This window comes from Rhodococcus phenolicus, assembly GCF_001646785.1.
Classification (GTDB): Bacteria; Actinomycetota; Actinomycetes; order Mycobacteriales; family Mycobacteriaceae; genus Rhodococcus; species Rhodococcus phenolicus.
The window spans coordinates 22,844-43,588 of sequence record NZ_LRRH01000023.1 but is presented as its reverse complement, the minus strand read 5'-3'; the positions used below and the strand labels follow the sequence as shown (position 1 = coordinate 43,588).

The 20,745-nt window shown below is 69.5% G+C and carries 21 protein-coding genes; 14 read left to right on the top strand and 7 right to left on the bottom strand.

Annotated elements, in window-relative coordinates:
- The first annotated feature begins 2 nt into the window (after window positions 1-2).
- Window positions 3-1,976 (top strand): DEAD/DEAH box helicase, encoded by a 1,974-nt coding sequence (locus tag A8G15_RS08270; RefSeq protein ID WP_082899743.1) that lies wholly within the window; start codon window positions 3-5, stop codon window positions 1,974-1,976.
- A gap of 21 nt (window positions 1,977-1,997) precedes the next feature.
- Here the strand turns inward: A8G15_RS08270 and A8G15_RS08265 are convergent, their stop codons facing one another.
- Genes A8G15_RS08265 through A8G15_RS08255 form a run of 3 tightly spaced genes read right to left on the bottom strand, consistent with a single transcriptional unit; the run spans window position 1,998 to window position 5,202 of the window.
- Window positions 1,998-2,783 (bottom strand): DUF1206 domain-containing protein, encoded by a 786-nt coding sequence (locus tag A8G15_RS08265; protein WP_068157727.1) that lies wholly within the window; start codon window positions 2,781-2,783, stop codon window positions 1,998-2,000.
- Window positions 2,784-2,785: 2 nt separating this feature from the next.
- Window positions 2,786-3,304, bottom strand: a complete 519-nt coding sequence (locus A8G15_RS08260; protein ID WP_068157725.1) for a mycothiol transferase — start codon at window positions 3,302-3,304, stop codon at window positions 2,786-2,788.
- A complete protein-coding gene (locus A8G15_RS08255) occupies window positions 3,301-5,202 on the bottom strand; it encodes an ABC transporter ATP-binding protein (protein WP_068157723.1) in 1,902 nt (633 codons plus the stop codon). Before A8G15_RS08255 ends, A8G15_RS08260 begins: the two co-directional genes overlap by 4 nt.
- A 194-nt stretch (window positions 5,203-5,396) precedes the next feature.
- On the opposite strand from A8G15_RS08255, the gene A8G15_RS30515 reads away from it, so the two are divergent.
- Genes A8G15_RS30515 through A8G15_RS08240 form a run of 4 tightly spaced genes read left to right on the top strand, consistent with a single transcriptional unit; the run spans window position 5,397 to window position 7,745 of the window.
- Window positions 5,397-5,819, top strand: coding sequence for a hypothetical protein (locus A8G15_RS30515; RefSeq protein WP_156665305.1), 423 nt, complete (start codon window positions 5,397-5,399; stop codon window positions 5,817-5,819).
- 5 nt (window positions 5,820-5,824) lie between these two features.
- Entirely contained in the window at window positions 5,825-7,135 is a 1,311-nt protein-coding gene (locus tag A8G15_RS08250) for a hypothetical protein (RefSeq protein WP_156665304.1), read from the top strand.
- Between the two features lie 23 nt (window positions 7,136-7,158).
- On the top strand, window positions 7,159-7,458 hold the full coding sequence (locus tag A8G15_RS08245; protein ID WP_156665303.1) for a hypothetical protein: 300 nt from the start codon (window positions 7,159-7,161) through the stop codon (window positions 7,456-7,458).
- Window positions 7,458-7,745: a hypothetical protein gene (locus A8G15_RS08240; protein WP_068157715.1), complete on the top strand. Its 288-nt coding sequence runs from the start codon at window positions 7,458-7,460 to the stop codon at window positions 7,743-7,745. Before A8G15_RS08245 ends, A8G15_RS08240 begins: the two co-directional genes overlap by 1 nt.
- Before the next feature lie 58 nt (window positions 7,746-7,803).
- Here A8G15_RS08240 and A8G15_RS08235 read toward each other — a convergent pair whose 3' ends face one another.
- Window positions 7,804-8,394, bottom strand: coding sequence for an AMIN-like domain-containing (lipo)protein (locus A8G15_RS08235; RefSeq protein ID WP_068157713.1), 591 nt, complete (start codon window positions 8,392-8,394; stop codon window positions 7,804-7,806).
- 344 nt (window positions 8,395-8,738) lie between these two features.
- Between A8G15_RS08235 and A8G15_RS08230 the strand changes: the two genes are divergently transcribed.
- Genes A8G15_RS08230 through A8G15_RS08220 form a run of 3 tightly spaced genes read left to right on the top strand, consistent with a single transcriptional unit; the run spans window position 8,739 to window position 10,836 of the window.
- On the top strand, window positions 8,739-9,470 hold the full coding sequence (locus A8G15_RS08230) for an ABC transporter ATP-binding protein (protein ID WP_068157710.1): 732 nt from the start codon (window positions 8,739-8,741) through the stop codon (window positions 9,468-9,470).
- Window positions 9,467-10,222 carry an ABC transporter permease gene (locus A8G15_RS08225; protein WP_068157707.1) on the top strand — a complete coding sequence of 252 codons (756 nt, stop codon included), beginning with the start codon at window positions 9,467-9,469 and terminating at the stop codon, window positions 10,220-10,222. Before A8G15_RS08230 ends, A8G15_RS08225 begins: the two co-directional genes overlap by 4 nt.
- Window positions 10,219-10,836, top strand: coding sequence for a TetR/AcrR family transcriptional regulator (locus A8G15_RS08220; RefSeq protein ID WP_068157704.1), 618 nt, complete (start codon window positions 10,219-10,221; stop codon window positions 10,834-10,836). Before A8G15_RS08225 ends, A8G15_RS08220 begins: the two co-directional genes overlap by 4 nt.
- On the opposite strand, the gene A8G15_RS08215 is transcribed toward A8G15_RS08220, so the two are convergent.
- Window positions 10,791-11,582 (bottom strand): deoxyribonuclease IV, encoded by a 792-nt coding sequence (locus A8G15_RS08215; protein ID WP_068157700.1) that lies wholly within the window; start codon window positions 11,580-11,582, stop codon window positions 10,791-10,793. The two genes, A8G15_RS08220 and A8G15_RS08215, sit on opposite strands and share 46 nt — an antisense overlap.
- Before the next feature lie 26 nt (window positions 11,583-11,608).
- A complete protein-coding gene (locus A8G15_RS08210) occupies window positions 11,609-12,190 on the bottom strand; it encodes a T3SS (YopN, CesT) and YbjN peptide-binding chaperone 1 (protein ID WP_068157696.1) in 582 nt (193 codons plus the stop codon).
- Between the two features lie 202 nt (window positions 12,191-12,392).
- On the opposite strand from A8G15_RS08210, the gene A8G15_RS08205 reads away from it, so the two are divergent.
- The 6 genes from A8G15_RS08205 (at window position 12,393) to A8G15_RS08180 (ending at window position 19,764) form a co-directional block, all read left to right on the top strand.
- Entirely contained in the window at window positions 12,393-13,154 is a 762-nt protein-coding gene (locus tag A8G15_RS08205) for an SDR family NAD(P)-dependent oxidoreductase (RefSeq protein WP_068157693.1), read from the top strand.
- A 79-nt stretch (window positions 13,155-13,233) separates the two neighbouring features.
- Window positions 13,234-13,992 carry an ABC transporter ATP-binding protein gene (locus A8G15_RS08200; protein ID WP_068157793.1) on the top strand — a complete coding sequence of 253 codons (759 nt, stop codon included), beginning with the start codon at window positions 13,234-13,236 and terminating at the stop codon, window positions 13,990-13,992.
- A 13-nt stretch (window positions 13,993-14,005) separates the two neighbouring features.
- Window positions 14,006-16,531: an ABC transporter permease gene (locus tag A8G15_RS08195; RefSeq protein WP_068157690.1), complete on the top strand. Its 2,526-nt coding sequence runs from the start codon at window positions 14,006-14,008 to the stop codon at window positions 16,529-16,531.
- Window positions 16,532-16,658: 127 nt separating this feature from the next.
- Complete coding sequence (locus tag A8G15_RS08190) at window positions 16,659-18,236, top strand: alpha/beta hydrolase (protein WP_068157687.1); 1,578 nt, start codon at window positions 16,659-16,661, stop codon at window positions 18,234-18,236.
- Window positions 18,233-18,715, top strand: coding sequence for an LppA family lipoprotein (locus A8G15_RS08185; RefSeq protein ID WP_068157685.1), 483 nt, complete (start codon window positions 18,233-18,235; stop codon window positions 18,713-18,715). The genes A8G15_RS08190 and A8G15_RS08185 overlap by 4 nt, the downstream gene beginning before the upstream one ends.
- A gap of 56 nt (window positions 18,716-18,771) precedes the next feature.
- Window positions 18,772-19,764: a hypothetical protein gene (locus A8G15_RS08180; RefSeq protein WP_068157682.1), complete on the top strand. Its 993-nt coding sequence runs from the start codon at window positions 18,772-18,774 to the stop codon at window positions 19,762-19,764.
- Window positions 19,765-19,780: 16 nt separating this feature from the next.
- Here the strand turns inward: A8G15_RS08180 and A8G15_RS08175 are convergent, their stop codons facing one another.
- A complete protein-coding gene (locus tag A8G15_RS08175) occupies window positions 19,781-20,737 on the bottom strand; it encodes a glycerate kinase (protein WP_068157679.1) in 957 nt (318 codons plus the stop codon).
- Between the last annotated feature and the right edge of the window lie 8 nt (window positions 20,738-20,745).

The following is a 20,745-nucleotide window of genomic DNA, read 5'->3' as shown; positions in this document are numbered from 1 at the left end:
AAATGAGTGATATTGTGCAAGACCCCGACGCCGGAAACGCCACCCCCACGTTCGCCGATCTCGACATCGATGCCCGTGTGCTGCAAGCGCTTTCGGACGTGGGCTACGAGTCCCCGTCGCCGATCCAGGCGGCGACCATCCCACCGCTGCTGGAGGGACGGGACGTCGTCGGTCTCGCTCAGACCGGCACCGGCAAGACCGCCGCGTTCGCGGTGCCGATCCTGTCCCGCATCGACACGTCGAAGAAGCGGCCGCAGGCGCTGATCCTGGCGCCCACCCGCGAGCTCGCGCTGCAGGTCGCGGAGGCTTTCGGTAAGTATTCGGCGCACATCCCGGGGCTGCACGTGCTGCCCATCTACGGTGGCCAGGCGTACGGCGTGCAGCTGTCGGGGCTGCGTCGCGGCGCCCAGGTCATCGTCGGCACCCCCGGACGTGTGATCGATCACCTTTCCAAGGGCACCCTCGACATCTCGGAGCTCGAATTCCTCGTGCTCGACGAGGCCGACGAGATGCTCACGATGGGCTTCCAGGAAGACGTCGAGCGGATCCTCGCCGACACCCCGGACACCAAGCAGGTCGCCCTGTTCTCCGCGACGATGCCCGGCGCGATCCGCCGGCTGTCGAAGCAGTACCTCAACGACCCCGAAGAGATCACGGTCAAGTCGAAGACCACGACCTCGTCCAACATCTCCCAGCGCTGGGTGCTGGTCTCGCACCAGCGCAAGCTCGACGCACTGACCCGCATCCTCGAGGTCGAGTCGTTCGAGGCGATGATCATCTTCGTCCGGACCAAGCAGGCCACCGAGGACCTCGCCGAGCGACTGCGTGCCCGCGGTTTCTCGGCCGCCGCGATCAACGGCGACATCGTGCAGGCCCAGCGTGAGCGCACGATCGGCCAGCTCAAGAGCGGTGCCCTCGACATCCTCGTCGCGACCGACGTCGCTGCCCGGGGTCTCGACGTCGAGCGCATCAGCCACGTCGTGAACTACGACATCCCGCACGACACCGAGTCGTACGTCCACCGGATCGGCCGCACCGGCCGCGCCGGCCGCAGCGGCGACGCGCTGCTGTTCGTCGCCCCCCGCGAGCGGCACCTGCTCAAGTCCATCGAGCGGGCCACCCGGCAGCCGCTCGCCGAGATCCAGTTGCCGACCGTCGAGGACGTCAACGCGCAGCGCGTCTCGAAGTTCAACGACGGGATCACCGAGGCGCTGACCTCGGATCACCTGCAGTTGTTCCGGACGTTCATCGAGGACTACGAGCGCGAGCACGACGTTCCGCTCGCCGACATCGCGGCCGCCCTGGCCGTGCTCTCGCGCGACGGCGACTCGTTCCTCATGGAGAACGAGCCGGAGCCGATCGCGCCGGCGCGACGCGAGCGTGAGCCGCGGGAGCGACCGCCGCGCCGGTTCGACGACGACGGAGCCTCCCGGGTCGGCCGCGACGGGCAGGAATTGATCACCTACCGGATCGCCGTCGGCAAGCGGCACCGGGTCCAGCCGGGCGCGATCGTCGGCGCCATCGCCAACGAGGGCGGGCTGCGCCGCAGCGACTTCGGGCACATCAGCATCCGTGCCGATCACAGCCTCGTCGAGCTGCCCAAGGACCTGTCGGCGCAGACCCTCGAGGCGCTGCGCGCGACCCGGATCTCCGGGGTTCTCATCCAGTTGCAGCCCGACTCGGGCGCCCCGACGGGACGCCCCGCCTCCTACCGGTCCCGCGACGACCGCGGCGAACGTCGCAGCAGCGACCGCCAGTACGGCGGCCACAAGAAGGAGTGGGGCGACCGCGGTGGCCGGAAGGACTTCGGCGACAAGCCGAACCGCGGCTACAAGGAACGCGGTGATTTCAAGGATCGTGGTGATTTCAAGGACCGGGGTGATTTCAAGGACCGCGGCGGCTTCTCGCACCGCAGCGACCGCGGTGACCGGGGTGGTCAGGGCGGTCGCGGCGGCGGATTCCGCGGTCGCGACTGATTCACCGCGCCCGGTGTCCGGTCACATCCTTCCGTAGCGCGCCAGGACGAAGCAGTAGACACCGTAGGTGGCTATGCCCAGTCCGGCCGCGCACAGGAGAACCTGCCCGAACGGGACGGTGCCCAGCGTCTTCAGGGCACCGTCCAGCCCGGTCGCCTTGGCCGGGTCGGACGTGAAGGTGGCGACGATGACCAGGATCCCGGCCCCGGCGATCGCCAGTCCCTTCGCGGTGTATCCGGCGACACCCAGGACCGTGGCCACGCCCGGTACCGGCCGGTGCAGGTCGTCGAGGAAGTTCCGGCTCACCCCCTTGTAGACGTGGTAGGCGCCGATCCCCACCGCGACGAGCCCGGCCGCGACGAGCAGAGCCTTGCCGCCGCCGGACTGCATCAGTCGCGCGCTCAGCCCGACGCTCTGTTCGCTGCTGGACCGGCCGCTGCCCAGCGCGAAGCGCAGCGCGGTGTACGCGAGCGCCACGTATGCGAGCGCGACTCCGGCGGACTTCAACCGGTCCAGCGTCGACGGGTCCTCGAGATCGGACCGTTTGCCCATCACCGCCTCGGTGAGCCGCCACAGCGCGAGGGCAGCGAGCGTCACCGCCGTGACCCACAGGACGGCGGTGCCGCCGGGCGCCGCGGCCATCGTGGCCAGCGCGCCGGACTGGTCGGCATTGCCGGAATCGCCGAAGGCGAGCCGCACGACGATGTACCCGATCAGCGCGTGGACGACGCCGCTGGTTGCCTGGCCCACCCGGGCGATCCGTTCGAATGGTGTGTTCTGCGCGGCATCGGCCGCTCCGGCTCTCATGGCTACCAGGTGCGTCCGGCGAGGCTGTCGGCGGTGGCACCGTCGATCGACTCGCGGATGACATCGGCGTGTCCGGCGTGCCGCGCCCACTCCTCGATCTGGTGCACCAGCAGGAACCGCACCGTGAACGGCACGCCCTGACTCAGATACCGGGCCACGTCGGCGGGCAGGTCGATGACGCGGTCGAGGTCCGGTTCGTCGCGGATCAGTTGCGCGAACCGGGTCGCGGCCGCGTCGAGCTTCGCGAGCTGATCGGCGACGGTCTCGTCGTCGGCGACCAGCCAGCCCGACGTCCACGCCGCCACCGGGTCGTCGGCGCGGCTGTTGGTTCCGGCGACCCGGTCGGCGGCGGCGACCTCGCCGTCGACGACGTGCGCGAGCAACGAGGCCAGGCTCAGCGACGACGCGCTCGGCACCGAGCGTGCCTGTTCGTCGGTGAGCCCGGAGACCGCGTTGCGGAACGCCTCGTGCTGATTGCCGAGGATCTGGAGCAGCAGCTCGGATTCGGTGGGGATGCTCATCCTTCGAGTATCGGCGCCAACGCGGACGAATTCTTTCCGGAATCGGCAAACTGGGTGCGATACAGCTGCTCGTACCGCCCGCCCGCCGCGAGCAGCTCGGTGTGCGTGCCCCGCTCGACGATGCGCCCGGCCTCCACGACCAGGATCTGATCGGCCGCCCGGATCGTCGACAACCGGTGTGCGATGACCACCGACGTGCGCCCGGCCAGCGCTTCGGTCAGCGCCTCCTGCACCGCCGCCTCGGACGTCGAGTCCAGGTGCGCAGTCGCCTCGTCGAGAATGACGACGCGGGGATGCGCGAGCAGCAGTCGCGCGATCGTCAACCGTTGACGTTCCCCGCCCGAGAGCCGGTAGCCGCGTTCGCCGACGACGGTGTCCAAACCGTCCGGCAGCGACGCGATGAGATCGTGCAGGCGAGCCCGGCGCAGCGCGTCCCACAGGTCCTGTTCGTCGGCGTCCGGCCGGGCCAGCAGCAGATTCGCCCGCACCGACTCGTGGAACAGGTGCCCGTCCTGGGTGACCAGGCCGACGGTGCCGCGGATCGACGAGGCCGTCAGTTCCCGGACGTCGACCCCGCCCAGCAGCACCTGCCCGGAATCCACGTCGTACAGCCGCGGAATGAGCTGGGCCACCGTGGACTTACCGGCACCCGACGAACCCACCAGCGCGACCATCTGTCCCGGTTCGACACGGAAGCCGATGTCGTGCAGCACGGTTTCGCCGCCGCGGGTGTCGAGCACCGCGACCTCCTCGAGCGACGCCAGGGACACCTTGTCCGCCGACGGGTACGCGAAGTTCACGTCGTGGAACTCCACGGACACCGGTCCCGGCGGCACCGCACGGGCGTCGGGCGCCTCGACGATCAGCGGCTTCAGATCGAGCACCTCGAAGACCCGCTCGAAGCTGACCATCGCGCTCATGACGTCCATCCGGGCACTGGCCAGGGCGGTGAGCGGCGAGTACAGGCGGGTCAGCAGCATCGCCATCGCCACGACCGACCCGGCGTCGAGCTGGCCGCGCAGCGCGTAGAAGCCGCCGAGGCCGTAGACGAGGGCGAGGGCGAGCGCCGAGACGAGAGTCAGGGCGGTGACGAAGACGGACTGCAGCATCGCCGTGCGAACCCCGATGTCGCGCACGCGGCGGGCGCGGACCGCGAATTCGGTGGACTCGCGTTCGGGTCGCCCGAACAGCTTGACCAGGGTTGCGCCGGGCGCGGAGAAACGCTCGGTCATCTGGGTACTCATCACCGAATTGTGGTTGGCGGCTTCACGACTCAAACGTGCGAGACGAGTTCCCATGTGCCGCGCCGGAATCACGAAGATCGGCAGAAGCAGTAGTGCGAGAAGTGTGATCTGCCAGGAGATCCCGACCATCACGACGAGGGTGATCGCAAGGGTGACGAGGTTGCCGACGACGCCCGAGAGGGTATCGCTGAAGGCGCGCTGTGCGCCGATGACGTCGTTGTTGAGCCGGCTGACCAGGGCGCCCGTGCGGGTGCGGGTGAAGAACGCGACGGACATCCGCTGGACGTGGTCGAACACGGTCGTGCGCAGGTCCAGGATCAGGTCCTCGCCGATGCTCGCCGACAGCCACCGGTTCGCGATCGCGAGTCCGGCCTCGACGATCGCGATGCCGGCGATCAGCACCGCGAGCCCGACGACCACCGACAGCGCGGCGTGGTCGACGATGGCGTTGACGACCCGGCCGGCCAGGACCGGCGTCGCCACACCGAGCGCCGCGATGACGACGCTGAGCACCAGGTAGAACGCGATGTTCCGGCGATGCGGCCGGGCGAACGCGCCGATCCGGCGCAGGCTCTCTCGGGAGAACGGCCGTCGATCGTTGTGCGCGTGCATCGCGTTGTACATCGCGTTCCACGCGGTGACTTCCATGCTCATCTCGGTGAGCCTCCCTCTCTCGATTGTCCCCGACCGTAGAACCTCGAGCGGGCTCGAGGTCAAGGGTAGCTCTCGACAGTCCGACCCGCGGCATGTCGCTCGAGTGCTCCACGGCAGTGATAATGTCGCCCCGCCGGAGGGGGAGCCGGACGGACGTGAGCAACGTCGTTCGCTGATCGGGGGGATTTCGAAACGTGACCAGTGCTGTTCCGGACGAATCTGCTGTATTCGTCGACGACTACCTGGAAGAAGTGGCGGGGATACCGCCGGCGGGTCGAGCGCCGGGTTCGGTGAACTCCGGGCCGGGCAGTGACGTCGAACTCTTCCGGGTGAACCCGGGCGAACTTGAACGGCTGTCCAAATTGCTCGATTCGGCGGTAGAGGTAATCGAAGATCTTTCGGCGGTCCTCGGGTCCGGAGATTCGGTTGTGCGATTTCCTGGATGTCGCGTCGCGCAGGCGAGTGCGGCAGTGACCGAACTTCTGAACACAGCCTCAGTTGCTGCGGCAGACCGGATCGCGTACATGTCGGGCGTCGCGCGGGGCTCGGCGGGCGATTACCGTATTGCTGACGGTGCTTTCGCGGCGAAACTTGTTGCAGTGGGTAATCTTCGGTGACGCCCATGCGATCCCAGGTCGAACTGTGGCGGCCGTCGGATCTGACCGTGACGGCTTCCAACCTGGACGGGTTTCGCCGGTCCATAGTCGATGTTGTCGAAACCATGCGTAACGACGTTGATGGAATGGCTCCGGACTGGTCCGGAATTGCCTTCGATGCAGCAGCACGCAGAGCGGACGACGAGTACGACGAGGTTCGTCGCCTTGGGAGAACGATTCAGGCGATTGTCGATGCGTACAACGAGGGTGCGCGGGAACTCGAGTCCGTGTTGGGGTTCCTTCGCCGCGTGGTAGTCGAGACCGAGGAACTGTTCGTCGTCACCGAAGAATGGGCGCTCACTCGCAAACCGGCTGAAGAGGGTGGGCTTCGGGATCGTCAGGATGAACTCGCAGACTACTTCGCGGAACGGATCCGTAACGCCGTTGCAGGAGTCCGGATGTTCGACGAGAAGCTCGCGGCTGCGTTGGAGGCATTCGGTGTCGAGCTCTCCCTGAACAGTCCGCAGGGCGTGCCTTCGGATCTACGGGATGCAATTGCTTCGACACCTGGACGATTGACCGCTGCCTCGGTCGCATTCGAGGCGATGTTCGGAAGGCGACCCGCGGGCGCGGTCGACTGGCGCACCGCTGTGGCACTCGATCCCACCAGTTATCTCGACAAGAACCAGGGCGTCCGGGCCGAGGTGGTCGTCGGTCGTATCGAGCCGGTCCCGGGGCAGGGAATCGTCAGGATGGGCCTCTACATTCCGGCGGGTGAGGTCGTCAACTTCCCTCACAACGATCTCGGTGACGACCGTGGCGAGGATCAGACGTTCGATCCGGAACGGACGAGGGTTTCGCTGTATGTGGACTACGAGAACGGTCTGGTGATTGCGCGCCAGAACCCCTCTGTCGGGGTGGCGGGTGAAGTGGGGGTCGGCGTTCCGGAGGTGAACGTACAGCAACTCTCGGACGGGTCGGTGCGCCTTCAGTACGAGGCGGAGAATGCGCTGCCTCCCCTCGATTCGGAGACACTGGCGACCTTTTATACCGTGAATGGGGACATCGTTCTCTCTCCTGGCCCGGACGGCGTCGGTGTTGCCGCGCAGATCGGGGACTATCCGTCTTTGGAGATCTATCAAGATTCAGAATCCGGCGGTACGCAGCAGATCTACATCGACCCGGCCGACAGCGGCTCGAAGTGGGGCCCAGTGGGCAACCTACCGTTCCATCACATCCTCGGTGATTACTCTTCGGCCACACAGCGTTTCGATGCTGTGCCGTCCATGGCGCTCTGGGAAGTGAGCGTCCCGTCGGCAGGCAGGGGTGGGTCGTGAAACGGATGGCCGGGATCGGATCGGTGTTGAAACCCCGCGTTGCCGCCGACGGGCTGTTCTGGGGCGTGGCGACGGTGACGGTGCCGATCACGGTCGCGTTCGCGAGCGCTGTGGCCATCTTCGCCTTCGAGGCGTTCCGGATGGACGATGCGGAGGAGCCCGAGCTGCTCGCGGCGTTGGTGGTTCTCGCGGTAATTCTGGTACCGCTCACCTGGGCGGTGCTGATGCGGACCACGTCGCGGATCCGCGCGGGGGTCGCGCTGGGGGTCGCGGTGGGATCGCTGGTCGCGGTGTACGGCGGCGTGATCCTGGTGGTGCGGTAGTGGTCGCCGACGAGGCCCGGGTTGTGCCCGGGCGAGTGTTCGGCCCGGCGAGCCTGATCGGTGTGGTCGCCGGGATCGTGGTGCAGGCGACCGTGCCGTTCTGGGTTCCACGCGAATTCGGGTGGATCGCAATGGTCTTTCCGCTCGTGTTCGGCCTGGGGTGCTGCATCATCCCGGGTCGTGCGCGCCATCTCGGCGTGGGGTCCGTCGTGTCGGCGGTGGCGCTACCGTTGTCGCTGCTCTTCGTCCTGGCGGCCGGCGCGCTTCTGCACGCGATGCGGTACTGACCGCGGTCGACGCGGTCAGTACCGCATCATTCACGACGAACGCTGTAAGGACCCCTGGTCAGCGCGCCACGTCGATCACCAGCCGGGTCGGGCCGGTCAGCGCGTAGACCGAGAATGCCGTGCCGGGCTCGGTGATGCCGATGAACGACTGGGTGACACCCTCGAACACGCCCGCTCCGTTGACCTCGACGACCGAGCCGCCGGGCGCCGCGAGCACCGGTTGGGGACCCGAATACTGGTCGACGCCGCTGTCGAACGGGTACGCCGAGCCGTCGATGAGCACTTGGAGGATCGCACCGCCCGCGACCTGCACGTCGGTGCCGCTCCCGTCCTGCACGGCGCGGTCGACGTAGCCGACGCGCCAGCCGGGGGCCCCGGTGCCGCCGAGCTCGTAGACCACACGGTCGAAGCCGTCGTGGACGCCCGTGCGGATGTCGGTGACGGTGAGCTTCGAGCCGGGCTCCGCCGGGGAAGTCTTGTCGGTCGCGTCGACCGGGAGGTTCTCCGAGACCGCAGGCTCGGTTGTGGTGATGGCGGCTGTCGTGCCGGCCGACGCGGGCGGAGCGGGGCTCTGGGAGTCGGCGCACCCCGCGACGGTCAGGACGGTAGCAGCGGCAACGGCGACGACGGCGATGCGGCGGTGGTTCATGGGATCGATGTTACGGCTGTGACCCGCGAGAGCCGGGGATTGGCGGGTCCGTCACGTGTGCGTCGAAGTGCTCCCGCTCGGTTCGTCAGGCACCTTCGAGTACCTAATTCCCGCAGAAGCCGGCCCGCGCCCGGCCGAGCTGCTCACCCGGACGGCGACCGGCGGGAGCATGCCGTGTTGCCGCTGGACCGCGCGGCCGACGCGTATCGCGCCGTGGCCGGGCGGGGGGGTACGCGGCCGGTACGTCCTCGTGCCCTGACCGCGCCCGAGGGTTGACGGTCGCCGGAGTTAGGGTGCACAATTCAACAGACGATGATTTCATCACTCGATGAATAGAGTCCCTCATGAACGACTCCACTCCTGCCGTGGACATCCGTGACCTGAACGTCCGCCGCGGCCCGCACCGCGCCCTCGAGGGCGTAACGGTCACGATCCCCAGAGGCTCGATCACCGGACTGCTCGGGCCGTCCGGTTGCGGGAAGACCACGCTGATGCGGTGCATCGTCGGCACCCAGATCGTCGAATCCGGCACCGTCACCGTCCTGGACCGGCCCGCCGGAGAGGCGAGCCTGCGTCGGCGGGTCGGTTACGTGACCCAGGCGCCGAGCGTCTACCTCGATCTGACCGTCGCCGAGAACGTCGCCCACTTCGCCGCCCTGTACGGGAAATCGGGCTCCGTCGTCCGCGACACCATCGCGGCCGTCGGACTGGGCAGCCACACGAAACAACACGCAGGCAACCTGTCCGGCGGTCAGCTCGGGCGGGTGTCGCTGGCGTGCGCTCTGGTGGGCGAGCCGGAACTGCTCGTCCTGGACGAACCCACCGTCGGCCTCGATCCCGTTCTGCGCGTGGAACTGTGGGAACACTTCCACACCCTGGCCGACCGGGGCGTCACGCTGGTGATCTCGAGCCACGTCATGGACGAGGCGGACCGCTGCGCACGTCTGCTGCTGATGCGCGAGGGCCGGGTGCTCGCGCAGCTCACTCCCGGCGAGCTGCGCGAACAGACCGGCGAACCCCAGCTCGAGGACGCATTTCTCAGGTTGATCCGGGCCGGAACGGGAGGCGCGTCGTGAACGCCACCATCTACGCCGCGACGACGACGCGGATCCTGCGGCAGTTGCGGTCCGATCATCGCACCGTCGCGATGATCGTGCTCGTACCGAGCCTGCTGATGATCCTGCTGTTCTTCATCTACCGGAACGTGCCGGCGCCGCCGGTGGGTCCGTCCCTGTTCGACCGCATCGCGATCACGATGCTCGGGATCCTGCCGTTCGTGGTGATGTTCCTCGTCACGTCCATCGCGATGCAGCGCGAACGCTCGTCGGGCACCCTCGAACGACTGCTCACCACACCGCTGACGAAGTTCGATCTGCTCGCCGGGTACGGCAGCGCGTTCTCCCTCGCGGCGGCCGTGCAGGCCGGTCTGGCGTGTCTCGTGTCCTTCGGGCTGCTGGGTCTGGCCACCCTGGGAAACGTCGGGTGGGTCATTCTCATCGCGGTGCTCGACGCCGTGCTCGGAGTCTCCCTGGGCCTGCTGTGCAGCGCGTTCGCCCGCACCGAGTTCCAGGCCGTGCAGTTCATGCCGGTGATCGTCATCCCCCAGTTGCTGCTGTGCGGTCTGCTCGTGCCGCGCGATCAGCTCCCCGACTGGCTGCAGTGGATCAGCAACGTGCTGCCCCTGAGTTACGCGGTGGAGGCCCTGCAGCAGGTCGCCGCCCATCCCGGGATCACCGCCGTGATGCTGCGTGACCTGGTGGTCGTCGTCGCCTTCGTGGTCGCTGCACTGTCGCTCGGGGCGGCGACACTGCGTCGGCGGACACCGTGACCGGGACGCGCCCGGGCCGTCGGCCGGGCAACTCCGGCAGCCGCGAGCGGATTCTGGAATCGGCGCGAGAACTGTTCGCCACCAACGGTTTCGGCGAGACTACCATCCGCTCGATCGCCGCCCGCGCCGAAGTGGACGCCGCGCTGGTGCACCACTACTTCGGCAGCAAACACGCCCTGTTCGCCGCGTCCATCGCGTTGCCCGTCGACCCCTACGACGTCCTCGCACCCGTCCGGGACGGACCTGTCGACGAGATCGGGCCGCGGCTGGCGTCCGCGCTGCTCGGTGTCTGGGATTCGCCGCACCGCGACGCCATCGTCGCGGTGTTCCGCACGGTCCTCGGCGGGAGCGGCGACATCGGGCTGCTGCGGACATTCCTGCTGGACATCGTCTTCGACGAAATCGTCCCCCGCGTGGATCACCCGGCGGGCACCGGACCGCTGCGCGTCGAACTCGTCGCGTCACAGATGGCGGGGTTGATGGTCACCCGCTACCTGCTGCGGCTCGAACCCCTCGCGTCACTGCCCGCCGACAGTGTGGTCGGTATCGTCGGCCCGACCCTGCAGCGTTATCTCACGGGGGAACTGGACCGGCCCAACCGCTCCCGCAGGTAGGCGATGTCGTCGGCCATCCCGTCCGCGGGTGTCTCCAGGACGATCGGGGCGCCGGCGGCAGCGGCCACCTCGGCGAGCAGCTCCCGGTCGATCTGCCCGTCGGCGAGGTTCGCGTGCCGGTCCCGGGCCGAATCGAACTCGTCGCGCGAGTTGTTCAGGTGCACCAGGTCGATTCGCCCGGTGACCGCGCGCACCCGCTCCACGACGTCGACCAGGTCTTCGCCGGCCGCCCATGCGTGGCAGGTGTCGAGACAGAACCCGGCACCGTAGCCGCCGATGGCATCCCACAACCGGCCGATCGCATCGACGTAGCGGGCCATCGCGAAATCACCGCCGGCGGTGTTCTCGACGAGGATCGGCACCGCGAAACCGCCCTTGTCCTCCTGCCGTTCGAACAGCTTCCGCCAGTTCTCCACACCGGCTGCCACGTTCTCGCCGTCGCGGACGTGCCCGCCGTGCACGACCAGACCGAGCGCGCCGATCGCGGCCGCCGCGGACGCGTGTTCGGCGACCGCCTTGCGCGACGGCATCCGCAGCCTGTTGTTCAGGCTCGCGACGTTGATGACGTAGGGCGAGTGCACCACCACATCGATGTCGGACGCGAGGATCTGCTCGGCGCGCGGGTGCGTTCCCGGCGTGTCCCACTTCTGCGGGTCGGACAGGAAGACCTGCACCAGGTCCGCGCCGAGACGTTCACCCTGACCGATCGGATCGTCGTCCTGCCGGACGTGTGCGCCTATCCGCATGTGCTCCAGCGTAACGCCGGGGCGACCTACGCTTCGGGTTCTCCGACCGGGATGGAGGTGCCCAGTTCGTCGCCGTGGCCGCACGTGCAGCCGTCGCCGCAGCCGCCCCCACCGCATTCGCCCGCGTACGAGTCGTCGTCGGCGTCGCAGTCGAGGACGCCGCCGAACCGGGACGCGAAGTCGTCGTCCAGCTCGTGGGTGAGATCGTGGATCTCACCGATCAGGTTCACCAGGTGCTGTGGGGTGAACGGATCGGCGTCGAGGATCGTCGACACCAGCAGATGCCCCTGCTGGAGGCTGAAGCGCAGGCGGGGCCATTCCTCGGACAGCTCCGCGACCAGCTCGGCCGTGTTGTCCCGGCTGCCGACCTCGCTGAGCAGCGACGACCACACGTGCAGCTCCGGCGATTCGTCGGAGACGGTGACGAACACCCCGAACCCGTGGACGGGGATCACGATGTCGCCGTCCTCGTCGGTCTCCGGTGCACTGCCGAGCAGTTCCGCCAGTGCCCGGGTGCTCAGGTCGATCAGCTGCTGCCGTTCCTCGGTCGCCACGGCGAGTTCGCCGTCGACGCGGATCGGTCCGTCGTGGGTGTCGTGGTCGGTCATCGTGTCCTCCCGGTGGGCGCCGACCCGGGTGGTACGGCCTCGGCACCCGAGCCTAGGCGATCCCGGCGAGCAGGATCGGTCCAGGTCCGGGGAGCAGCGACCCGATCACCGGGACCGCGGCTGTCCGGTGCCCGAGCGATCTGTTTGCATTCCGGGCGGCACGCAGCAATACCCGGCACGCAACAGCACGGAAGGGTCGTCAATGGGCACACTCGAAGGCAAGGTCGCGTTCATCACCGGCGCCGGACAGGGCGTGGGGCAGGGGATAGCGTTCGCGCTGGCCCGTGAGGGCGCCTCGATCGCCGTGTCCGGCCGCACCGAATCCAAGCTCACCGACACCGTCGAGCAGATCCGCGCGTTCGGCGGCACCGCCGAGCCGATCGTGTGCGACATCGCGGACACCGCGCAGATCACGGCCGCGATCGACCGGACCGTCGAGGTGTTCGGCGGAGTCGACATCCTCGTCAACAACGCCAGCCTCAACCCGCTCGGGCCGCTGCTCGAGCTCACCCCGGAGCTGATGGCCAAGGCCTACGGGTCCGGTCCGATCGCCGCACTGCACGCGATGCAGGCCGTGTATCCGATCATGAAGGAACGCGGGGGCGGCAACATCGTGAACCTGGTGACCTCCGCGGCGGTCCGGTGGGACACGAGCGGCTACGGCGCCTACGCCTCCGTCAAGGAGGCGTTGCGGTCGCTGACCCGCACCGCCGCCTCCGAATGGGGTCCCGACAACATCCGCGTCAACGCCGTGTCTCCGCACGCCCTCTCGCCCGGACTGAAATGGTGGACCGAGAACCGGCCGGAAGAGGCCGCCGAGTTCGTCGCGACCATTCCGCTGCGCCGCATCGGCGAGTGCGAGGAGGACATCGGACGTGCGGTCGCGTGGATCGTCAGCGACGGCGCGCGCTATCTCACCGGCGCCACCGTCCCGCTCGACGGAGGCCAGGCCCGCTGGAGCTGACCCCGTCCGGGCACCCGGGGACGAGGATCAGGGTGGTCCCCGATGGTGCCCGGACGCGGGACCGGCAAAGATGGAGCCCATGTCATCCCACAGCGCCGCAGCCGCCCGCGCCATCGACCTGAAGAAGATCTACGGAACCGGCGAGACCGCCGTGCACGCCCTCGCCGGGGTGACCGCCGATTTCGCGGCGGGGGAGTTCACCGCCATCATGGGCCCGTCCGGTTCGGGCAAATCGACGCTCATGCACTGCCTGGCCGGTCTCGACAGCGCGACCGCCGGGTCCGTGCTCATCGGCGACACCGACCTGACGTCGCTGTCCGACAAGCAGATGACGCAGCTGCGCCGCGACCGCATCGGCTTTGTGTTCCAGGCGTTCAACCTGGTGCCGACGCTCACCGCGCTCGAGAACATCACGCTGCCGCTCGACATCGCCGGCCGCAAGGTCGATCGGGAGTGGCTCGACACCGTGGTGTCCCGGCTCGGTCTCGGGGAGCGCCTCGGCCACCGTCCGGGCGAGCTGTCCGGCGGTCAGCAGCAGCGCGTGGCCTGCGCTCGCGCACTCGCCGGCCGGCCCGACATCATCTTCGGCGACGAACCGACCGGCAACCTGGACTCGCGGTCGTCGAGCGAGGTCCTGTCGATCCTGCGGGCCTCCGTCGACGAGTTCGGGCAGACCGTCGTCATCGTCACCCACGATCCCACCGCGGCGAGCTACGCGGACCGCGTGGTGTTCCTCGCCGACGGCAGCATCGTCGACGAACTGCGCAATCCGACCGCGGACGCCGTGCTCGACCGGATGAAGCGGTTCGACACGACCACCGTGCCCGTGGCGGAGTAGGGGACACCTGACGATGAGTTCGAATCCCATCACCAAGGTTGCCCTGCGCAACATCGCCGCGCACAAGGTCCGGCTGCTGCTGACGGTGCTGTCCGTGGTGCTCGGCACCGCGTTCGTCACCGGCTCGTTCGTGTTCACCGACACCCTGCAGCGCACGTTCGACGACATCTTCGCCGACGTCGCCAAGGGAGTCGATGTACGCGTGAGCCCCGAACGGGCCGGCGCCAGCGGCGTCCCGGTCGAGGACCTCGATGTGGTCACAGCCGTGCCGGGCGTGCAGACCGTGGTGCCCTCGTTCGGCGGCGGTGTCATCGTCCTCGACTCGGAGGGTGCCGCGATCCAGACCGGGGGCGCCCCCGCCGAAGGACACGCCTACCTCCCGCCGGACCGCATGCTCGGCGACCCGGAGACGTTCGTGGCGGGCGGTCCGCCCACCGCGGACGGCCAGATCGCGCTGAACTCGAGTGCCGCGGAGCGAGGCAACCTCGCCGTCGGTGACACGACGAAGATCCTCACCGCTTCCCACGGCATCCAGCCCGTCACGATCAGCGGCATCTACGACGTCGACAGCGACACCGGCGGCTACGTCGGCGCGCTGTTCACCGAGGAGCAGGCCCGCACCCTGTTCACCGACGGCCGGTACGTGCAGTATCTGGACGTCGCCTCCGACGGCAGCGTGTCTCCGGACGAGCTGCGCGACGAGATCGCCGCCGCCGTGCCGGACATGAAGGTGCAGACCGGTGCCGAAGTCACCGAGGACGTCAAGTCCGATGTCGAGCAGGCGCTGAGCTTCCTCAACTACTTCCTGCTCGCGTTCGGCGCGATCGCGCTGCTGGTCGGCACGTTCATCATCTACAACACCTTCTCGATGATCGTCGCCCAGCGCCTGCGCGAACTGGCACTGCTGCGTGCCATCGGCGCCAGCCGCCAGCAGGTCGGCCGTTCCGTGACCCTCGAGGCACTGGTGGTCGGCATCGTCGGCAGCGCCCTGGGTATCGCTGCGGGTGTGGCCCTGGCCTACGGGCTGCGTGCCGCGCTCGGCGCGGCCGACATCGGCCTGCCCGCCGGTCCTCTGCAGCTCGCGCCGCGCACGGTGATCATCGCGCTGCTCGTCGGCGTCATCGTCACCGTCGTCAGCGCGTACGCCCCGGCGCGCCGCGCCACCAAGGTGCCGCCGGTCGCGGCGATGCGTGAGGAATCCACCGCCACGGTCGAGTCGCTGCGGGTGCGCACCCTCGTCGGTGCGGTCGCCGCGGTCGCCGGTGCCGTGCTCGTCGTGGTCGGTGCGCAGGGCACGGGCGGCGGCGCCGCCGCGACCGTCGGCGTGGGTGCGCTCGCGCTGATCTTCGCGGTGCTCCTCGCCGCACCCGCCCTGTCGCGGCCGATCGTCGGCGCACTGGGAGCGGTCTTCGCCCGGCCGTTCGGCGCGGTCGGCCGGCTCGCCCGCACCAACGCCGCGCGGAACCCGCGGCGCACCGCGGCCACGGCGTTCGCCCTGACCCTCGGCCTCATGCTGGTCTCGGTCATCGCCGTGTTCGGCGCGTCCGCCAAGTCCAGCGTGAACACGCTCGTCGACACCGGCGTCAAATCCGAGTTCATGCTCATGGGCCCACAGATGATGGGAGTTCCGGCGGGTGCGGAGACCGCGGCAGCCGGCGTCGCCGGGGTGACCGAGGCCGTCGGTGTGTACGGCGTGCAGGCGAAGGTCGGCGACGTCGACGAGTTCGGTACCGCATTGTCCGGGTCGGCCGGGGACGTGCTCGCCCTCGACATGACGGCCGGGTCGGAGGAGGTCGGCGACAGCGGAATGCTGGTCTCCACGGACACCGCCGACACGCACTCCCTGCAGGTGGGGTCGACGATCCCGCTCACCAATCGGGACGGCTCCACGATCGACGTGACGGTCGCCGGCATCTACGAGGACAACCAGGTGGTCGGCCCGTGGGTGCTGTCGTCGCAGCTGCTCGACGAGTTCGTCCCGGCGGCCTCCCGCGCCCCGATGGTGGTGCTGCTCAACACCGCCGACGGCAGCGACCCCGAGACGATCCGTACCGGTCTCGAGGACGCGACCAAGCAGTTCGTCGTGGTGCAGGTACTCGACCGCGAACAGTTCAAGGGTCAGCAGGCGGCGCAGATCGACACGCTGCTCGCCGTCCTCTACGGCCTGCTGGCGCTCGCCGTCGTCATCGCGATCCTCGGCATCGTCAACACGCTGGCGCTGTCGGTGGTGGAACGACGTCGGGAGATCGGCATGCTGCGCGCGGTCGGTATGCAGCGCGCCCAGGTGCGCCGCACCATCTACCTCGAGTCGCTGCTCATCGCCGTCTTCGGCGCCGTGATCGGATTGGTGCTCGGCCTGGTCTTCGGGTGGGGCTTCGTCCGCACCCTGGCCGATCAGGGGCTCGGGGAGATCACCGTTCCGTGGGGGCAGGTGCTGGCCATGCTGATCGGATCCGGTGTCGTCGGTGTCCTGGCCGCCCTGTGGCCGGGTGTCCGGGCGGCCAAGACACCCCCGCTCGAGGCAATCGCCGACGTGTGACGACCGTTGTGGAAACACCGTTTTCCACAACCGCACGATCCATCCACAGCCGACCGGCCCGCGACACTCGTCGCGGGCCGGTTGTCGTCGCACTCCTCTACTGTGACGAGCCGGGGGGTGATTGCGGATGGACATCCGACAACTACAGCAATGGGATCCGGACGCGCTCGAGCGGTTCGGCGGCGCACTCGGGGGGTTCGCCGGGCGGATCGAGACCGTCGGGACCGACGTCGTCGCGGTCGGCGCCGTGGGCGGGTCATGGATCGGGAATGCGTCCGACGCTGCCGTCGGCAATATCGCGCGGACCGGCAGACGCATTGTCGATCACGCGGATTCGTATCGGCGGGCCGGCCGGTGTGCGTCGGACTGCGCGCCGCGGCTACGGCTGCTGCGCGACCGGTTCGACGAAACGGTGCGCGGGGCCGCGGAACTGGGGTTGACGATCGGGCCGGACGGTACCGTCACCCCCGCCGGTTCCGCCGAATCCGAGCAGTTCCGCCTGCGTGTCGTCGCGATTCTCGAGTCCGCCGACGCACTCGACCGTGAGGCCGCGACGGTACTGGCCGAGCTCACGGGTGAAGCGGGTTCCCGGGCAACATCGTTCGGTGGACTGCACACCCAGGGCCCGGCGATCGTTCCGGTGCCCGGTCCGGGCACCGACCCACGTGAGGTGACCCGCTGGTGGGACATGCTCGGAGAGCAGGCACGCGAGAATCTGCTCACCACCCGGCCGGGGGAGATCGGGGGACTCGACGGCGTTCCCGCCGCCGACCGGGACCGTGCGAATCGTGCCCTGCTCGAGAGCGAACGGGTCCGGCTCGAACGGGTCGCCGCGCAACTGGCCACCGAACTCGACGGCAACATCTTCGGTGGACTGTTCAGCAATGCCGACGCCGGCCTCGAGCAGACCCGCAACAAGATCGCCGCACTCGATGCCATCGGTGAGGTCCTCGCGCGCGACGACCGGTATTTGCTGACCCTCGACCTGACCGGGCGCGAGGCCATGGCCGCGGTCGCGGTCGGCGACGTCGACACCGCCGATCACATCGCGGTCTTCACCCCGGGAGCCGGGTCGACCGTGCAGGGCAATCTCGCCGGCTACGACGAACAGATCGCGGAGGTACGGGCGCAGGCCGAGCGCGGGCTGGGCTCGGCCGGCGTCGAGGGTTCGGTCGCTGCGGTGACCTGGCTGAACTACCAGGCCCCCCAGTGGGGTTGGGGGCTCGCCGTCACCGAACACAGCCCGGTGTCCGATCTCGCGGCGACGCGCGCCGCGCCCCAGCTGAGCGGCTTCCTGTCGAGTCTCGATGCGCGCGAAGGCAATCCGAACGTGACCGCGATCGGGCATTCCTACGGTGCGCTCGTCACGGGCTTGGCGTTGGCGCAGGGCGCCCCCGCCGATGCCGCGGTGTTCCTGGGTGCACCGGGCATCGGCACCGACGACGTCGACGACCTGGGCCTGCCGCCGGGATCGGCGTTCCTGGTCGAGGCCGACCGTGACCCGGTCGCGGACGCCGGCACGTTCGGCGGCGACCCCAGCTTTCTCGACGGCCTGACCCGGCTGTCGTCGGACGCCGGGATCGACGGTTCCGGCACGCCGCACAGTGGCTCGACCGGCCACAGCGCCTATCTGAATCCGGGGACGATGAGCTCGTACAACGTCGCGCTGGTCGTTGCGGGGCTCGCCGGTCAGGCGGTGCGATGAGGGCCCGGCGTCTGCTGTCGGTGGCGGTGTTGCTCGCGGCGGCCACCGGCTGCGCATCCGGTCCCGAGTTCCGCGCCGTCCCGGAACCGGTCGCGCCGACCATCGATGGGGCCGTCGAGCATTACCTGCGGGTGCAGCGCGAGATCGCCGATGCGCTGTCGGCGGAGTTCCCCGAACTGGTTTTCGGACCCAGCCGCGCGCGACTGAATGCGGGATGTGAGATGCCGGACGGCAGCACGGGCTGGGTTGCCCACCTTCCGTTGCTTCTGTCCGACCACAGCGTGCCGAGCGACGTGCAGCGTGCCATCGACGTGTTCGACCGCGCCGCCGCCCGCGCGGGATTCCACCAGCACGAGCTGGTGCCGCGGCTGGCCCCGCTCTTCGACGAACGGCGGGTCGCGTCCGACGGCTCGTCGGTCACGTTCGGTGCCGGGGTGTCGACCGTGCTCGGACTCGAGGTCGGCTGTTACCCGCACTGACGGTCGCGTCGGTTACGCTCGGTTGTCCGTCAGTCCGAACCGGCGAGGGGGATGACATGCGTGCGGTTCTCGGTGTCGCGGTGGACGACGGTGAGATCAGCGCCGTACTCGTCGACGCGGACGTCCCGGCGCTCGGACCGTTCGATTCGCAGCGGTGGGCCGCGTCCGATACCGGTGAGACGGCCACCGCGACGGTCGGCGCCGTCGCCGCCATGACCGAACGCGCCGAACGTGCGGGGCTGACCATCGGCCGGATCGGTCTGGTGGCCGACGCCGAAGTCGCCGATGCGGTCCGGGAGGCGGCGTCCGTGGAGGTGACGGCCGTCGATGTGGACGCGGCCCGCATCGCGTACCTCGCCAACGCCCCCGAACTGGCCGCAACCCCGGTACTGGCCCTGCACACCCGCAGCGCGGGAGCCGAGACCGTCTCGGTCGTGGACGTTCCCGCCGGGACCGTACCCGCGGCGGTGACCCCGGACGGCGACGATCTGACGGGATACGCAGATCTGCTTCCGGACGCGATGGACGAGGCGATCGCCCGCGCCGGCCGGTCGCCGCAGGCCCTGGTGTTCCTCGACCTGCGCCCCGGCGACGCCGGGCTCGCCCGCGAACTGGCCGCTGTGCTCGGTGTTCCGTTCGTGACCCCGCACGGTGTGCCCTGGCACCGGGCGACCGGCGCGGCTCTGGTGGCGGCACGCCGGGACGCGCCGCCACCGGTGGCCGGGGGAAGCCGCGGCCGCGGACGGATCGCCGCGCTGGTGGCGTCGCTGGTCGCGCTGCTCGCGATTCTCGGAACCGGTCTCGCGGTCGCGATCGGTGGTGCCGGCGAATCCCGGCAGGCCGAACCGACCGTCGTGTTCGACGAACGGCCCGTCCCGACCTCGGCGCCGCCCGCGCCGACGGACGGCGGGGTTCCGGCGCCGGTGCCGTGCACGTCGGAGGCCCCCGGCGCACCGCAGGTCCGTCCCGCGTCCTGGCCGGTCCGTGTCTCGGATCCGGATCCGGGACCCGCACCGGCTCCCGCTCCGGCACCGCAGCCGTGCCCTTAGGAGATCCGGCCGCGGGTCAGCGACCCAGCCGCGCTCCCGCCGCGCGCATCGCATCCGCATCCGTCGCGACGACGATGCCGGCGAACCGGTCGCGGTAGTCGCCGAGGTCGTCGCCGACCGATCCGACGACCGCGACCACCGGTACCGAACCGGTCCGGTCGAGGATCGCCGAGACGATCTTTCCGGCCCGGCTCTGCCCGTCGAGGCGTCCCTCGCCGACGACCACCAGGTCGGCGGTTGTGAGCTTCCGGTCGAATTCGAGTGCGTCGAGCACGAATTCGGCGCCCGAGCGCAGTTCGGCGCAGTACCTGGCCCACATGCCGCCGGAGAATCCGCCGGCCGCGCCGGTGCCGTCGACGCACCGCGGGTCGCGGGGCAGAGCCGTCGCGGTCGCGTCGAGCCGTTGTGTGAGCAGATCCACGGTGGCGGGGTCGGCGCCCTTCTGCGGTCCGAACACCCGTGCCGCATCGACGTACCGGGTGGTGACGTCGGTCAGAACGGTGACCGACGCACCGCGCAGGCCGCCGGACGAGTCGATCGCGGCGATGGCCCCGAGGCCGCCGTCGGTGGTCGCCGAACCGCCGGCCGCGACGACGATCCACGCCGCACCGCGCCGCGCCGCCTCCGCCATGAGCAGCCCGGTGCCGTAGGTGTCGGCGGTGACGGGATCGCGGAAACCGTTGTGGGCGGTGGTGATCCCGCTCGCGGTGGCGAGTTCGACGACGGCGGTGCCGTCCGGTGCCAGCCCGAGCACGCCGGGGCACGGGACGCGCCACGGGTTGACCGTCTCGACGGTGACGTGGTCCAGGCGCAGCGGTCCGGTCAGGGCGTCGAGGGTGCCTTCGCCGCCGTCGGCGACGGGCAGCCGGACGGCCTCGTGCCCTGCGGACTCGGCGCCGGACGCGACGGCCTCGGCGACCTCGGCCGCCCGGTAGGTGCCCTTGAAGCTGTCCGGCGCGATCAGGATCCGCACGTCGGTGC

Coding starts and splice junctions, on each gene's coding strand:
- A8G15_RS08180 (WP_068157682.1), top strand. CDS start 18,772: ATGCGTGCGGTTCTCGGTGTCGCGGTGGACGACGGTGAGATCAGCGCC.
- A8G15_RS08270 (WP_082899743.1), top strand. CDS start 3: ATGAGTGATATTGTGCAAGACCCCGACGCCGGAAACGCCACCCCCACG.
- A8G15_RS08265 (WP_068157727.1), bottom strand. CDS start 2,783: ATGAGAGCCGGAGCGGCCGATGCCGCGCAGAACACACCATTCGAACGG.
- A8G15_RS08215 (WP_068157700.1), bottom strand. CDS start 11,582: ATGCGGATAGGCGCACACGTCCGGCAGGACGACGATCCGATCGGTCAG.
- A8G15_RS08235 (WP_068157713.1), bottom strand. CDS start 8,394: ATGAACCACCGCCGCATCGCCGTCGTCGCCGTTGCCGCTGCTACCGTC.
- A8G15_RS08205 (WP_068157693.1), top strand. CDS start 12,393: ATGGGCACACTCGAAGGCAAGGTCGCGTTCATCACCGGCGCCGGACAG.
- A8G15_RS08255 (WP_068157723.1), bottom strand. CDS start 5,202: ATGAGCATGGAAGTCACCGCGTGGAACGCGATGTACAACGCGATGCAC.
- A8G15_RS08260 (WP_068157725.1), bottom strand. CDS start 3,304: ATGAGCATCCCCACCGAATCCGAGCTGCTGCTCCAGATCCTCGGCAAT.
- A8G15_RS08190 (WP_068157687.1), top strand. CDS start 16,659: ATGGACATCCGACAACTACAGCAATGGGATCCGGACGCGCTCGAGCGG.
- A8G15_RS08250 (WP_156665304.1), top strand. CDS start 5,825: ATGCGATCCCAGGTCGAACTGTGGCGGCCGTCGGATCTGACCGTGACG.
- A8G15_RS08195 (WP_068157690.1), top strand. CDS start 14,006: ATGAGTTCGAATCCCATCACCAAGGTTGCCCTGCGCAACATCGCCGCG.
- A8G15_RS08185 (WP_068157685.1), top strand. CDS start 18,233: ATGAGGGCCCGGCGTCTGCTGTCGGTGGCGGTGTTGCTCGCGGCGGCC.
- A8G15_RS08210 (WP_068157696.1), bottom strand. CDS start 12,190: ATGACCGACCACGACACCCACGACGGACCGATCCGCGTCGACGGCGAA.
- A8G15_RS08200 (WP_068157793.1), top strand. CDS start 13,234: ATGTCATCCCACAGCGCCGCAGCCGCCCGCGCCATCGACCTGAAGAAG.
- A8G15_RS08230 (WP_068157710.1), top strand. CDS start 8,739: ATGAACGACTCCACTCCTGCCGTGGACATCCGTGACCTGAACGTCCGC.